At 29.3% G+C, this 15,862-nt stretch carries 12 protein-coding genes; 7 read left to right on the top strand and 5 right to left on the bottom strand.

All coding sequences use genetic code 11. The annotated features are described in order from the left end of the window. Positions 1 to 2: 2 nt before the first annotated feature. From ASC44_RS17030 to ASC44_RS17040, 3 genes are read left to right on the top strand one after another with little or no spacing between them, the layout of a single operon-like run. The gene (locus ASC44_RS17030) at positions 3 to 575 is read left to right on the top strand and encodes a condensin complex protein MksE (protein WP_083476344.1); all 573 of its coding nucleotides are present in this window, start codon (positions 3 to 5) and stop codon (positions 573 to 575) included. Further along, positions 559 to 4,263, top strand: coding sequence for an ATP-binding protein (locus ASC44_RS17035; protein ID WP_055448818.1), 3,705 nt, complete (start codon positions 559 to 561; stop codon positions 4,261 to 4,263). Before ASC44_RS17030 ends, ASC44_RS17035 begins: the two co-directional genes overlap by 17 nt. Further along, entirely contained in the window at positions 4,263 to 5,126 is an 864-nt protein-coding gene (locus ASC44_RS17040) for a DUF7281 domain-containing protein (RefSeq protein WP_055448819.1), read from the top strand. Before ASC44_RS17035 ends, ASC44_RS17040 begins: the two co-directional genes overlap by 1 nt. 395 nt (positions 5,127 to 5,521) lie before the next feature. On the opposite strand, the gene argS is transcribed toward ASC44_RS17040, so the two are convergent. Beyond that, on the bottom strand, positions 5,522 to 7,324 hold the full coding sequence (argS, locus tag ASC44_RS17045) for an arginine--tRNA ligase (RefSeq protein WP_055448820.1): 1,803 nt from the start codon (positions 7,322 to 7,324) through the stop codon (positions 5,522 to 5,524). 454 nt (positions 7,325 to 7,778) lie between these two features. Here argS and ASC44_RS17050 point away from each other — a divergent pair, with 454 nt between their 5' ends. Then, complete coding sequence (locus tag ASC44_RS17050; RefSeq protein ID WP_055448821.1) at positions 7,779 to 9,875, top strand: tetratricopeptide repeat-containing sensor histidine kinase; 2,097 nt, start codon at positions 7,779 to 7,781, stop codon at positions 9,873 to 9,875. Between the two features lies 1 nt (position 9,876). On the opposite strand, the gene ctlX is transcribed toward ASC44_RS17050, so the two are convergent. Both ctlX and ASC44_RS17060 read right to left on the bottom strand, forming a co-directional pair. Beyond that, complete coding sequence (gene ctlX, locus ASC44_RS17055) at positions 9,877 to 10,809, bottom strand: citrulline utilization hydrolase CtlX (RefSeq protein WP_055448822.1); 933 nt, start codon at positions 10,807 to 10,809, stop codon at positions 9,877 to 9,879. A 76-nt stretch (positions 10,810 to 10,885) separates the two neighbouring features. Next, positions 10,886 to 11,737 carry a DUF4349 domain-containing protein gene (locus ASC44_RS17060; protein ID WP_055448823.1) on the bottom strand — a complete coding sequence of 284 codons (852 nt, stop codon included), beginning with the start codon at positions 11,735 to 11,737 and terminating at the stop codon, positions 10,886 to 10,888. A gap of 133 nt (positions 11,738 to 11,870) precedes the next feature. On the opposite strand from ASC44_RS17060, the gene ASC44_RS17065 reads away from it, so the two are divergent. Both ASC44_RS17065 and ASC44_RS17070 read left to right on the top strand, forming a co-directional pair. Then, complete coding sequence (locus ASC44_RS17065) at positions 11,871 to 12,761, top strand: hypothetical protein (RefSeq protein WP_055448824.1); 891 nt, start codon at positions 11,871 to 11,873, stop codon at positions 12,759 to 12,761. Next, positions 12,758 to 13,279: a hypothetical protein gene (locus tag ASC44_RS17070; RefSeq protein WP_152973365.1), complete on the top strand. Its 522-nt coding sequence runs from the start codon at positions 12,758 to 12,760 to the stop codon at positions 13,277 to 13,279. The genes ASC44_RS17065 and ASC44_RS17070 overlap by 4 nt, the downstream gene beginning before the upstream one ends. Positions 13,280 to 13,286: 7 nt before the next feature. Here ASC44_RS17070 and ASC44_RS17075 read toward each other — a convergent pair whose 3' ends face one another. After that, entirely contained in the window at positions 13,287 to 13,841 is a 555-nt protein-coding gene (locus tag ASC44_RS17075; protein WP_055448826.1) for a thioredoxin family protein, read from the bottom strand. Positions 13,842 to 14,020: 179 nt separating this feature from the next. Here ASC44_RS17075 and ASC44_RS17080 point away from each other — a divergent pair, with 179 nt between their 5' ends. Further along, positions 14,021 to 14,443, top strand: coding sequence for a hypothetical protein (locus ASC44_RS17080; RefSeq protein WP_152973366.1), 423 nt, complete (start codon positions 14,021 to 14,023; stop codon positions 14,441 to 14,443). 13 nt (positions 14,444 to 14,456) lie between these two features. Here ASC44_RS17080 and rimO read toward each other — a convergent pair whose 3' ends face one another. After that, positions 14,457 to 15,764: a 30S ribosomal protein S12 methylthiotransferase RimO gene (rimO, locus tag ASC44_RS17085; protein ID WP_055448828.1), complete on the bottom strand. Its 1,308-nt coding sequence runs from the start codon at positions 15,762 to 15,764 to the stop codon at positions 14,457 to 14,459. Positions 15,765 to 15,862 lie beyond the last annotated feature (98 nt).

The following is a 15,862-nucleotide window of genomic DNA, read 5'->3' on the forward strand; positions in this document are numbered from 1 at the left end:
TAATGATTACAAAATATACATCTGAAATATTTGACGTCCTTCGCAAAGGACAATTCATCTGCTCAAACAGCCCTGAAGATGACATTCAAAAACTTTATAAGATTTTAGAAGATGACGAAACTTTTGAAGATTTATACGAATACTTTTATCAAATAAACTACATATTAGAACAAGGCAATGAATATTTCTATTTCAGTCGAATAGAAAATAATGCAGACTTAGATAGGAAACTAGAGAAAGCATTTAATTGGATTGACATACTAGACTTTTTTAAGACTTTTGATTCTTCTTTTGATGTAGGCTTTAGGTTTTCACCATCAGACATTGTAAATCAACTAAAAAATAATGCAGATTTAAAAACCAAACTAGAACAATTAAAAAAAATAGGTGTTGACAGAAAAAGTTACTCAGATAGAATAAGAAAAATAATTGAGAAACTTGAAAAAGATAATTTTATAACATTGGAAAATGAGATTTCTGAAACTTACAAAGTACTTACCTCATTAAATTATTTGAAAGACATTATAACAACTATTAATATTCCAGAAGAAATAGAAAATGAGATACCTGAATAAAATAGTTTTTATAAATAGTGCATCTGTACAATATGCAGAAATTGAATTAGACGGAAATGTTCACTTAATTGGAACGCAAGGTGTCGGAAAAAGCACCTTACTTCGTGCTATTCTATTTTTCTACAATGCAAATAAAACAAAGCTTGGGATACCCAGAGAAAAAAAGGGATTTGATGACTATTATTTTCAATATCAAAACTCATATATTATTTACGAAATTATAAAAGACAACATTCCTTTTTGTGTTTTAGCTTACAGAGTAAATGGAAAAGTTGCATTCAGGTTTTTTAATTCTGAGTATAAGCGAGAATTATTTATCGATAAAGATAATAGAGCTTTTGAAAGTTGGGATAAAATTAGAAATGCTTTTGGTAAAGAGATTTATTACACAAATTTAATAAAAAGTTATGAAGATTTTCGTAGAATTATTTATGGAGACAATAGTGGCTTAAAGCCTGAACTTAAAAAGTATGCTTTAATAGAAAGTAAGCAATATCAAAATATACCAAGAACTATTCAAAACGTACTTCTCAATACTAATTTAGAAGCGAAATTCATTAAAGACACTATAATAAATTCTCTAAATGAGGAGGAATTTGTTATAGATATTGAGAATTATTCTAAAAATCATTTACGTGATTTTGAAACTCAAATTAACGATATTAAAATATGGTTTAAAGAAAATAGAAAAGGGCAAATTGTTGTTAGGAAACAAGCTGATAAAATTATTGATAGATTCAGAGTGTACAATTTTCTAAAAAGGGAAAAGAAAGAGCTAGCTTATGAATTAGCATCTAGAATAAATCACATAGAAAATGAAAAGCCACTTTTATCCTCTAGTTTCAAGAAAGAAAATAATGAGTTAATTATCTTATATAAAAGTAAAGAAAACTTAAAAGAGCTTCATTTAAAAAGAGAACAAAAGTTAATTTCGAATATTGATTATCTCAAAAAAGTATTAACGAAATCAAAAGAAAAAAAGGTTGATTATGACAATAAAAATATCAATCAAATAATTTCAAAAGTTACCAAGAAAGATGCTTTAACTATTGAGCAAAAAACTTTAGGAGACGAAAAAAATCTGTTAACCTCTAAGTTCGCAGAAATTAGTCAAAAATTTCAAGCTCTCATTTCCCAAATTCAAAATCAACAACAAGAGTTTACCAATACGCAAAACGCAGAAATCAACAAAATACAGCGTGCTTTTGGAGAAAATAAGACTTCAATATTTGATGCCTATCAAAAATTGATAAATCAAATTAAAGAAGAAAACAAAGATGAAGTTGATAAAGGCTATAATGTTTTAGAAAAAATAAAAGAAAATGAAAATAGCCTAAAGAGAAACAAATCAGAATTAAAACATAAAACCTTTTTCTCTACCGAAATTGAGAAGAGTAAAAACGATAAAAAAACACTTGAAGATAAAGTTTCAAGTTCGAAAAGCATCATACTAAATTCGACAAATCAAACAGCTACAATTCGTAAAGAATGGGAATTAGAGACAAAAGAAGTTGAAAGAATTAATAATTCATTAGTTGAGAAAGAAAAAGAAAAAAGTGAAAAAATAGCATTTGAAATCGAGAAAATTGAAAACAAAATTCAACAAAGTAAATCTTCTCTTTATGGCTGGCTAAATGACAATAATATTCCTAATTGGCAAAACACCATAGGTAAAGTAATTGATGAAGATAATGTATTATTCAACACGGAGCTAAACCCAAAACTAATTGATAGTACTTCCTCTACCCTATTTGGTATAGAGTTAAACTTAAACACCTTAAAAAACAGTATTAAAACTGTCAAAGAATACAATCAAGAAATTGAAGAATATAAAGGTAAGATTGTTAAAGTTCAAAATACTATTAAGCAACTTAATGCAAATAAAGAGGATAGTTTAAAAAAGTTGAAAACTAAATTTAAGAAAAAACTAAATAGTCTTAAAGAAGTTATTGCAGAAAATGAATATACAATATCCCAAAACGAAGAAAAGTTAAAGAAAAATAAGATTGATTTAGATGACTGGATTTCAAAAGCTAAATCGGAAAAAGAAGCTATTTTACAAAAATTAGAAAATGATTTAGACGAGGTTGCATCAAAGAAATTAAAAGCTGAAGACAACCTAGAACTTATTAAGAAAGGAATAAGACGTAAAACAAGCTTAAAAGAAAAGGAACGGGATTCTGAAATTAAATCTTTAGAGGAAATCAGAAACAATACCATTTCCGAAATAAAAACTTCTATATCAAACAGTAAAGAAGTATCAGATAAACGTATTCAAGAGCTTAAAAAAGAACAAAACTCAGAATTAGACAACAAAGGAGCTGACACGAAAAGACTCAATATAATTGATGATAGATTAAACGATATAGTAAATGACTTAGATTATATAAAAGAGAACGAAACAATTGTTATTGAGTACAACAAAGACAAAAGAGAACTCTTTGACAAAGTGCCTCAACTAAAAGTTGAGAAAACTAGTTTAGAAAAAAAACAAGCTTCAATAGTTAATGAACATAAAATTGAGTTGAATAAAATCAATTCAAAATATTCTAAACAAGAAGATTTTGTGAAATCAATACAATCTAAAATTGATGAATTTGATAATGACGAAAAGAAGTTTATTGAATTTAAAGAAAAATCAGAAACCTATAAAAGCGTTCATATGTATTTTTCTGAGCCAATTAGAGAAATTATTGAGACAAAAACTGCTATCTCAAGTATTGCAGAAATAAATGACAAACACTATAAAGGAATCGAGACTTTTAAAGAGTTACAACAATCTACAAATGCATTTACAGGTAATTTTAGCGAACAGAATATATTTAGCTTTAAGGTAAAATTAAATGAAGATATTGAATATTTAAACTTTGCGTCTGAACTTAAAGAGTTTATCGAATTGGATAAAATTAACGAATATGAAAAACGTGTAAATAACAGATTTGCACATATTATTCGTTTAATCGGGAGAGAAACAACTGAACTGAACTCTAAAAAAGGAGAAATTGAGAAAATCATTAAAAAAATTAACGATGATTTTATTGGTAAAAACTTTGTTCAAGCTATCAAAGGAATGGAAATGAAAACTTTAGAAAGTTCTAATCCAATAGTGAAGTTGTTGATTCAGATAAAAGATTTTAACGATGAAAACAGTATTGCTTTAGGAGAATCAAATCTTTTTACTTCGTCAGAAAGTAATTCAAAAAATCAAAAAGCTGTTGAGTTATTAAAACAACTTGTCAAAGAATTAATAAAGTCAAAAAGCACAATGTTAACACTCTCAGAGTCTTTTGATTTACAATTTAGAATAATAGAAAATGATAATGATTCTGGATGGGTTGAAAAACTTTCTAATGTTGGTAGTGAGGGAACAGATGTTTTAGTAAAGGCTATGATAAACATTTTACTTCTAAACGTTTTTAAAGATAGTGCTTCTAAAAAATTCAAAGACTTTAAATTACATTGTATGATGGATGAAATAGGAAGACTTCACCCAAATAATGTTAAAGGGATTTTAAGATTTGCGAACGAAAGAAATATTTTACTAATTAATGGTTCACCAACAAGTCAAAATGCTACAGATTATAAATACACCTATAAACTTGCAAAAGAACAATCTAAAAGTAACACTAAAAAATACATCACAAAAATTAATCGATTGGTTAAAGTAAATACCAAAGTTCTTAATTAATGAAATTAACATTAAAAATAGCAAAAGTATTAGTACAACTAATCAACGGAGAATCTATTCCTAATCACTCTGCAAAAAGTAGATTAATTGACGATTTAGTTTCTGAGAATATTATAACTCGAAAAGGAAAACACAAAAAGTCATTAGAATTAATAAATAAAGTGGATTTACACACCTATTTAGCAAATCAATTGCAAATTAATAATTTGAATAAATACATTTTAGCATTAGAAAATGAAAATTCAACTCGTGCAGAACTTGTAAAAATTACAACAGATTCTAAAAAATCAAAAGAGAGAGCCTTTAAAGGCTTTTTAGTGAATAGTTATAGTTCTATAAAAGCTGAGCTGAATAATGAAACCATAATCATCAATCCTACTAACGGAAGCTTTGTTTTTGTGTATGATTTCGAATCTTTCAAAATTCCAAAGGAAATAACAGTTATAGGAGTTGAGAATGCTAAAAATTTCAGTCAAATTCAAGAACAGAAATATTTATTTAAAAATCTAAATCCTTTGTTTGTTTCTCGTTATCCTCAAAACCAAAATAAAGATTTTATAAAATGGATGAATTCTATCCCAAATAATTATTTACATTTTGGAGATTTCGATATCGCAGGAATTGGAATTTACTTAAATGAATATAAAAAGCATTTATCGGGGAAATCGACATTCTTTATTCCTGAAAATATTAAAGGTACTTTAAGAAAAAATGGAAATAGAGAACGGTTTGACAACCAAAAAATAAATTTCCAAATTGACAGCATACAGGAATCAAAAATTTTAGACTTGATTGAGATAATCAAAACAGAAAAAAAAGGTCTAGACCAAGAGTATTATATAGAAACAGATAGCCAACGCTAAAAGCCATACACATTTGCAATTCGCACCAGCCAACGCCACACCAAAAATTGTAAAAGAGTATGTCTTGCCAACGCACACTTCCGAACTAAATAAGAAACATCGGAAAACCAAGCAGAACGTGAAAAGCACTATGTACAACAATGTATATAAAACATAGCTATTACAGGCTTTCCGAGAGGTTTTTACTTCTTTATTAAGTCCGCCAAATTTTTGTTTTTGTATATTTACAAAAATAAAAGATAAATAGAAAAAATAAAAATTCGGCTCGTGTATAATCCGAAACGATAGTGTCTTTTTACACGCTACACTTCATATACGTAACCGTTAAACGAAACTTTAAAAAAAATCCCAAAACTCAAAAGCTTTGGGATTTTTACATTTATATATATAATAACCTACATTCTTTCAGGAACACTTATCCCTAATAAACCAAAGGCATTTTTAATTGTATTTCCAACTGTTTTAGACAACTGCACTCTAAAAGCAATAGATGCTTTATTATCGTTACCCATTACAATTGGCAAGTTTTGAAAGAATGAATTATATTCTTTTACCAAATCGTATATATAATTTGCTATTAAAGCAGGACTATAGTTTTGGGCAGCACTTTGTATTATTTCTGGAAAAAGTTGTAATTGTTTTAGTACTGCTTTTTCTTTATCTTCTAATTTATAATTTGCTTCGACTGCACTTAAAGTAACATTATCATTCTTTAAAGTTGTTTCGGCCTTACGTAAAATAGATTGTATTCTAGCGTACGTATATTGTATAAAAGGTCCTGTATTACCTTGAAAATCGATAGACTCTTTAGGATCGAAAAGGATTCTTTTTTTAGGATCTACTTTAAGGATGTAATATTTTAAAGCACCTAAACCAATAGTATTATATAATTCTAATTTTTCTTCTTTATTATAGCCATCAAGCTTCCCTAAGTCTTCAGAAATTTCTTGTGCTGTACCAGACATGTCTGCAATAAGATCATCGGCATCTACAACGGTTCCTTCTCTACTCTTCATTTTTCCGCTAGGTAAATCTACCATTCCATAACTTAAATGAAATAAATTTTTAGCCCAATCGAAGCCTAATTTCTTCAGTATTAAAAACAAAACTTGAAAGTGGTAATCTTGCTCGTTCCCAACAGTATAAACCATACCTCCAACATCTGGAAAATCTTTTAAACGTTGTATTGCTGTACCAATATCTTGCGTCATGTAAACCGCTGTACCATCGCTACGTAGTACTATTTTCTCGTCTAGGCCATCTTCTGTTAAATCGCACCATACAGAACCATCTTCTTTTTTAAAGAAAACGCCTGTTTTTAAACCTTCGTCTACAAACTCTTTCCCTAATAAATAAGTTTCGCTTTCGTAATACAGCGTATCGAAATCGACACCAAGATTTTTATAAGTAACATCGAAACCTGCATAAACCCATTGGTTCATGGTTTTCCAAAGCGCAACAACCTCTTTATCTCCTGCTTCCCACTTTTGAAGCATTTGTTGTGCTTCAATTAAAATAGGTGCTTCTTTTTTTGCTTCGTCATTAGTTTTACCTTCAGCAATTAAAGCCGCTATTTCTATTTTGTATTCTTGGTCGAACTTTACATAGTAATTACCAACCAGTTTATCTCCTTTTAAACCAGTAGATTGTGGAGTTTCCGCATTTCCATAACGCTCCCACGCTAACATACTTTTACATATGTGAATACCACGATCGTTAATTATCTGTGTTTTATAAACTTTCTTACCCGAAGCTTTAATAATTTCGGCCACACTATAACCTAATAAATTGTTACGTATGTGCCCTAAATGTAACGGTTTATTTGTGTTAGGTGAAGAATACTCAACCATAACCGCTTTATCACCTGGTTTAGGAGATGTAAACCCAAAGGTGTCTTGATCTTTAATGGCATTGAAAAAAGCAACATAATGCGCATCTACAATTTCAATATTTAAAAAGCCTTTTACTACATTAAATGCCTTTACTTCATCTACATTATCAACTAAAAATGCACCAATAGCTTCTCCTATTTGTACGGGATTTCCTTTTACTACGCGTAACATTGGAAATACAACTATAGTAATATCTCCAGCAAATTCTTTACGTGTTGCTTGAAATTCTACGGTTTCTAAATCGGCTTTATAAACTGTGCTAATAGCTTGTTTTACGGCTTTTGTTAATATTACTTGAAGGTTCATTTTAGTTATAATTTTAGACCCACAAATATAGCACATATTGCCTAAATTTAATTAATTATCTCTTGATTTATCGATTTGGGTTAACCTTGAAACTAATCTTCTTTTTTAAACCTATAACTGCTGTTATATTAATTACTTTTATTCTCCATTTCTTCACCTTATTTCTTAGTAAAAAACAGTAAAATGCATTTCGTCGAAAAAGCGAATGCTTTTGTATTACATTTCCTATTTATCGATATCTTACATACATGTATTATAGCTTTATCATTTCAACTAGTATTTTTGCTTTAAAACCATTAAATTAGTATAATAGAAGGCTTTTTTTAATTTTTGCTAAGCTATTTTTCAACTTAAATTAATCCCGAACTAACCAATGGTTAAATCTATTCGTAAAGAACTTTTACAAAACCATAGAAACCTTTAGTTAACTTTTGTTGCTTCGCAACAAGTACTTATGAGAAAACTAATTGTTCTTTTATGTTTTATACTTTCTTTCACTGCTTTTTCTCAAGAAAAAGAATTGGACAGTTTGCGTATACAATTAACTTTCCAAGATTTAGACTCTTCGAAAGTTGAAACCTCTCTTCAAATTATAAAATTACTCTACGAAACTAAGGATTATGATAGTGCTTTAAAGTATATATCAAATGTCGAAAAACTATCGGAGAATTTAAAGCACAAAAAGGGACTTGCATATACTACTTATTATAAAGGATTAATCTTTAATAAAAGAGATGATTACATTAATGCTTTTAACCAATTTAACAAAGCAAAAGAACTATTTAGCGCTCTTAAAGATACACTAGCACTTGCTAGAGCAAAAAATCAACTAGGCATTTTAGAAATTGAGCATGGTAATTATAAAAAAGGTTTAAAATATACTCACGATAGTATTGATGCCTTAGAAAAAGGAGCCATGTATAGTGATTTAGCTTATAGTTATCAAAACTTAGCCAAAGCCTATTTAAATACTGGTGAAATTGAAAAAGCTATAGATTATGCTTTAAAAAATTTGGAGGTTGAAGAACATGTTAACAATACTATTGGCATAGTAGAATGTAATGTTAATTTAGCGAAATTAAATTTAATAAAGAAAGACTACCAAAAAGCAATACTTCATTACCAAAATGCACTTGCTAATATTAACACCAACAACAATGAACTTAAAGCTAATATTCTTCCAGGATTAGGCGGAGCGTACGTAAAAACTAAAGAATACAAAACTGCTACAACATACTTATTTGAGGGTTTAAAACTTAACAAGCAACTAAAAAACGAACAAGGTATATTACAGTCACTTAATAATTTGGGTGAATTAAATATATTAAATAGTAATTTTAAAACTGCAGAAGAACAATTATTAGAAGCAGGATATTTAGGAAGAAAAATTGACGATAAACCTGAGTTATTAGAAAGTTACAGGCTAATGAAATCTTTAGATTCTACAAAAGGAAATTTAAAGAATGCATCTGCATGGCAAAGAGAATACAATAAAGTAAAATTAATCTTTGACGCCGAAAAACAAAAACAGAAAGACATTACTTTTGAAGAAACACCTTTAATTGAGGAAGCGCCTTTAATTGAAGAAGCTATAACAGAATCTAAAGCACCTATAGAAAACTCGTCTTCAATTAACCTAATAGATGATGCTGAAAGTAAAAAGAAACTTGATCGTTTAAAGTTAATCTTCTACGCAGTTTTAGCGGCATTTGCAGTGGTTTTAATATTCTTCGTTTTATTTTATTTAAAACGAAGTGGTAGAGTAAAATACACTAAAGACCTTGAGGATAAAAATCAAAAAATAAAATTACAAAACGAAGCTATCCTAGAACAAAGTAAGAGATTAGAAAGCATTAATAATGTTAAAGACAAACTGTTTTCTATTGTTTCTCATGATTTAAAGGATTCGCTCACCTCTACAAAAGGCTTTATCGATTTACTAAAAGATGGTCAATTATCTCAAGAGGAATTCCATACGTTACTCCCTGAATTGAGTGAAAATGCAAATAATGCTTCTCTTCTATTATTTAACTTACTTAATTGGTCTAAATCGCAAATGCAATCGTTGGAGCCAAAACCATCGTTATTTGATATTCAGGACGTATTTCATGAAAAAGTAAAATTAGTAGAACGAAAAATGCAAAATAAAGGTATTGTTTTAAGAGACATAACCGTACTCGACTTTGTTTTTGCAGACAGAAGCATGATAGAGATAATTATACAAAACCTACTAGCCAACGCAGTTAAGTTTTGTGTAAAAGGAGACACTATAACTATATCCAATAGAGTAAGTGGTACTAACGCGATAATTAGTGTAGCAGATTCTGGTGTTGGTATTACTGTAGAAAATCAACACAAACTATTTGGTAATAATACATTTAGTACCGTTGGCACAAGTAACGAAATAGGTACTGGTTTAGGTTTAACTATTTGTAAGGAATTAGTTGAATTAAATAAAGGCCGTATTTGGGTAGATAGTGAATTAAATGTAGGCAGCACCTTTTTTGTAGAGCTGCCTAAATCTAAAACTGAAGATCCTGAAAATACTTGAACTACGCCATCGGTAGAAATACCTCAGCCATCATACAGCGCGCACTCCCTCCACCACAAGTTTCAATAGTTTCTAAAGAACTTGATAATATTTCGCAGTGCTTTTCTATACTTATTATTTGAGCTTGAGATAAAGAGTTATGAGCAGCTTCACTCATTACCAAATATAATTTATTGTCTTTACCTTTTACTTGTAACATGTTACCGGCAAAGTTTGCCATTTGAGATTCTGTAATTTTTATTATTTCCTTACCATCCTCCTTAAGATTATTAATTACATTTTTGCGCTCTTTTTTATCATCTATAGTATCCAAACAAATTACTGCAAACGTTTCGCCCAAACACATCATTACATTGGTGTGATATATTGCCATACGTTTACCCTCAACAGTTTGGTTTGCCGTAAAAACAACTGGAGTGTATTCGAAATCTTCGCAAAATTCTATAAACAAATCTTCATCTGCTCTTGGTGATAATGCACAATACGCTTTATCATTTACACGATCTAATAACAAACTTCCTGTGCCTTCTAGAAATACACCTTCTTCTTCTGCTGCTGTATAATCTACAATATTATTTATTTTAAAGCCTTCTTTTTCTAAACGTATAAAAACCTCGTCGCGTCTTTCTTTTCTTCTATTTTCTGCAAACATAGGATATAATCCTACATTTCCATTTTCGTGAAAACTCATCCAATTATTAGGAAAAATTGAATCTGGTGTATCCAATAAGATATCATCTTGCTCCACAATAACATTAACACCGACAGCTCTTAATTTATCTACAAAGGCATCAAATTCCTCTTGTGCTTTTGCATTAATTTCTGCGTTTTGTATATCTAAATTTTCTTGAAAATAATTATTTACTGCTGTTTGTTCGTTCATTCTAAAACTGACTGGACGAATCATTAATATAGTATTTGTTGTTTGTTGCATTATCTGTAATTTTTAGAGTGTAAAAATAGAGAATCTGCAAATCAAATATTCTATTTTTTATAAAATTATATATCTCTTATTTTTTAATACGTTTTCTTACAAAAAAGAAAGTAAAAAATCCTATAATTAATAAAGGCCACAAATTAATTAATACAATAGTAAAAGTCTCTACATACCACCAACCGTTAGCTAAACCTTGCTTAGTTTTATCCCAGAACGTTTTAGTATATGCTGCTGGCTCTGTTTTATACTCTACAGACTCGTATAAGTCTATTTGTATTGTACTAAAAGCGACTTTACTGGTTAGGTATTTTAAACGTCCTTGAGCAGATTCTATTTCCTCTTGAATAATGCGTAACTTATCTTCTGTTAATAAAATGTCCTCAACTGTTTTTGCATTCTTGCGCAAAATAGTTTCGTATCGTGCTTTAACTTCTAATTTCGTTTTAAGTCTAGTTTCTATATCAATATATTCTTCAGTAACATCCTTCGTGGTTATGTTTTCGTATTCTACAAAATCTACCACTGTGTTTACAGAATCCATAACGCTATCAAAATACTTTTGAGGCACTTTAATAGTGAATCTATTTTCCTTCTTGTACAAATCGTTTTGGAATCTTAAATCCGAAATATACGCGCCATGCTTTTGTGCTATTGCTTTAATTTTACGTGTAGCATTCTCTATATTTTTTACCTTATATCTCGAAGAAGCTGTTTTAATTATCTTTAAATCTAAAGGAATATTTGTTTGGTCTGATGTTAACTTAGAAACCATTTCTTTTTCCTCAACTATGGCATAGTCTTCAGAAATTTCAACATTCTCTGTTGCTATTGATTCTTTATAATTATTTTGCTTACATCCACACATGAATAGGAACACTATAATTACTGAAATTTTTAATCCGTTTTTTACTCTCATTGCTTTCATAATTTTATATTTTTAAGAATTACTAAAGCAAACCTATTACCATTAGTTGTTTTTCTTCTGAAAAACTCTTGTAAAGCCATTGTAAAACGTTTTACAATTATTAAAACACTAATTATTAGACACATATACTAATTTGAATAATGAAGACCAATATCTCTTTAAGCACTTAAAAAAAACAATTGAAGTTGTTTTTTCTAAGAATAATAGCTGTAATTCTCCTATTTCGGATTGGAAAGGAGAAGAGATTGTTGCGTTTCAAAACGATTTATTCGATAAAGTGAAAGGTAAGGTTAGCGAAAAATGGTTTTATACCTACATTAAAAATGAACCAAAAAAATTACCAAGAATAGATGTTCTCAACTTATTAAGCACTTATGTCGATTATAAAAATTGGAATGCATTTAAAGCCGAAAATAGTGTTATAGACGCTTCAGTTAAAAAGAAAAAAACATCAAAATTATGGTTCTTAGCAACTTTACCTCTTTTACTTCTCCTATTTACTATAGACTCTAGAAATACTTTCGAATTTTGCTTTATAGATGCTATTAAAAATGAAAATATAACTTCTATTCCTTTAGATATAAAAATACTTAAGGATAACGAGTCTCCAATGCATTATAAAACCGATAGCTTGGGTTGTTTTTCATTTAAAACAAAAAACGATGTAATAACATTTGTAGTTCAATCGCCTTACCATAAAACAGATACCATAATTAGAAATATAAATTCTAACTACAACCAAATTGTAAAAGTAAAGCCAGATGATTATGCATTAATGTTACATTATTATGCAAATGGTAATATTAAAGATTGGAAAGCACACATCAAAAAATTAGATGCACTCATTGCCAGTGATGCTAAAATTTACAGACTTTTTAAACAGAATATGGATATTGAATTATACTCTAAAGATGAGTTTATTCGTATGTTAACGATACCTACAAAAAGTTTGAAAAAAATTGAAATTCTGGATAAAATTGTAGAAAACGGAAAGATTGAATCTCTAAAATTTATAGTAAAATGAAAAAAATCCTCTTTGTTTTTATTGTATTCATTATGGTTTCATGCAAAAATGAGGCTACAAAGAGCTCTAGTGAAATAGAAACTACTACAGAAGGTGTTAGAATGGATATGGAGCGTGAAGAGTTCTATATTCCAGAAAACACAATTAACGACACTAAATATTTTGAACACAAAGAGTTAACCACTGAAAAGCTTCAAGAATTATACGATGTATTAACTCTTATACAAAAACACCCAGAATTTAGAGAGTCTTTAAAATCTCAATTAAAAACTTTTACTGAAGACAGTTTAACAGTTAATACTAATTCAGAAATTATAATAAATAATTTAAGAATTAAAGGTCCTGTTTCAAAACCTAATGATTCAACGCAGCGTATGAAACTACTGTATAATGCAACTTCGAAAACTAATAGAATTCAGGATTCTATTTTAGCAGAAGTAACCTTTAAAACCATTATAATTGATGGCAAAGAATTGCAATCTAAAAAAGTAAAATTTAAAAGAATAAAAGAACTCTAAATCTAGATTACTTCCATTTTATATTACAACCTATACTTGGTTTTTGGTTTTCTATAGGTTCTTTATTATTTAATAGCATATCTATAGCTTCTCGTAAGTCTTCACCTGTAACTGGAACACCGTTTCCTGGTCTCGAATTATCTAATTGTCCATGATAAGTCGCTTTTAAATCAGCATTAAAAACATAAAAATCTGGAGTACAAGCAGCAGCATAATCTCTAGCGACTTCCTGAGTTTCATCATATAAATAAGGAAAAGGATATTTTAAATTTACGGCAACCTGTTTCATTAATTCTGGTTTATCCTGAGGATAACTTTTAGCATCGTTACTGCTTATAGCAACAAAACCAATACCTTTATCTAAATAATCGTTAGCCATTTTCACTAATTGGGTATTTACATGTACCACAAAAGGACAATGATTACAAATAAACATAATCACAGTTCCTTTTTCTCCTTTAAGCTGCTGAAGGTTTATTGTTTTATTTGTAACAACATCTTGTAAAGAAAATTCAGGTGCAAGTGTTCCATTTTCGAAACTATTAGATTCTGTTAATGCCATATTTATTAATTTTTTTTGAATTTAAATTTAAACGAAAACTTATAGAATAACAACTTTTACTCTTATAGAAATAAACTTCTTAGCGTTTTTCATAAATAATTATCAAAAAATTAGATAAAGTGAATATTTCTTAGTTTATTGGTAAAGATTAATAGCAACCCTTAAACATTATCCCTTAAATGAAGTATTCCCTTATACTCCTATGCCTTCTTGTGGCACCATTTATTTCAGCACAAAACAACCACGACAACTTATTGCAGGTCACACGTTATAAACTTGATCCAACAGAGTTAAATATTGAGAATGATGTTGAAGCTGAGAAAATAAACCTTAAAATTTATTTTTTAAAAGAAGGTAACATTATAGCAGATTACCACTTTTTTAAACCAAAGAAAAATGAAATATTATTTTTCTACGGTATCGATAAAGAAACGGATACTACACAAATGTTCTTTAAAGTAGATGAAAATTTAAAACATGTTTACAAACAAAAAAACTTCGATAAACTAATGAAAGTTATTGAAGTTTTAGAGTATAATGTATTTCCTAAACAAACTAATTTCTCAAGTATAGATGCTTATACAGCTTTAGCTGCATTGTAAAACAGGCTTATTCCTATTTAATAACCGGTTCTGCGTATAAATCGAAATCTGCAGCTTCAGTAACTTTTACTGTAGTATATTCTCCTGTTTTTAAATAGGTATTTGTTGCATTAATTAGCACTTCGTTATCTACATCAGGAGAGTCAAATTCTGTTCTTCCAACAAAATATTCACCTTCTTTTCTATCGATAACTACTTTAAATTCTTGACCAATTTTTTCTTGATTTAACTCCCAAGAAATCTGAGATTGAATTTCCATAATTTCGTTAGCACGGTCTTGCTTCACATCCTGAGGCACATCATCCACTAAATTAAAAGCATGTGTGTTTTCCTCGTGAGAATAAGTAAAACAACCTAAACGCTCAAAACGCATCTTGCGAACCCATTCTCTAAGCTCTTCAAACTGCTCTTGAGTCTCTCCAGGATAACCAACTATTAAAGTCGTACGAATAGTCATTTCTGGCACTGCTTTTCTAAATTTCTCAAGTAATTTAGTTGTCTTTTCGTGAGTAGTACCACGACGCATACTTTTTAAAATATCGTCATTTATATGTTGTAATGGAATATCTAAATAGTTACAAACCTTAGGCTCTCTATTCATAACATCTAAAACATCCATAGGAAAACCTGTTGGAAATGCATAATGCAAACGAATCCATTCGATACCTTCTACTTTTACTAAGTTTTCAAGTAACTCTGCTAAGTTTCTTTTTTTGTAGATATCTAATCCGTAATACGTTAAATCTTGAGCAATAAGTATTAATTCCTTAACACCATTCGCAGCAAGCTTTTCTGCTTCGATAACTAAGTTCTCAATAGGTGTACTTTTATGCTTTCCTCTCATTAAAGGGATAGCACAAAAACTACAAGGTCTATCGCAACCTTCAGCAATTTTTAAATACGCATAATTTTTAGGCGTTGTTGTTAAACGCTCACCTATTAGTTCGTGCTTATAATCTGCACCTAAGGCTTTTAATAAACCTGGTAACTCAGTCGTTCCAAAGTATTGATCGACATTAGGGATATCTTTTTGTAATTCTGGCTTATACCTTTCAGAAAGACAACCTGTAACAAATACTTTGTCCACATCTCCATCTTCCTTTTTCTGCATGTATTCCAAAATGGTATTCACACTTTCTTCCTTGGCGTTATTAATAAAACCACAAGTATTAATCACAACAATATTTCCTTCTTCTTCATGTACAACATCTTTACCACTGGCTTTTAGTTGTCCCATTAACACTTCGCTGTCGTAAACATTTTTACTACAACCAAGAGTTATTACATTGATTTTGTTCTTCTTAAGTGACTTCGTACGCATATCTTAATTTTGGATTGCAAAGATACGTAATGATTTAAGATATATGAATAATAGTGAAACATTAAACTTTTAGTTTTCTTTACAGTCTAAATAGAAAC

The sequence above is a fragment of the Lacinutrix mariniflava genome, assembly GCF_001418015.1.
GTDB classification, from domain to species: domain Bacteria; phylum Bacteroidota; class Bacteroidia; order Flavobacteriales; family Flavobacteriaceae; genus Lacinutrix; species Lacinutrix mariniflava.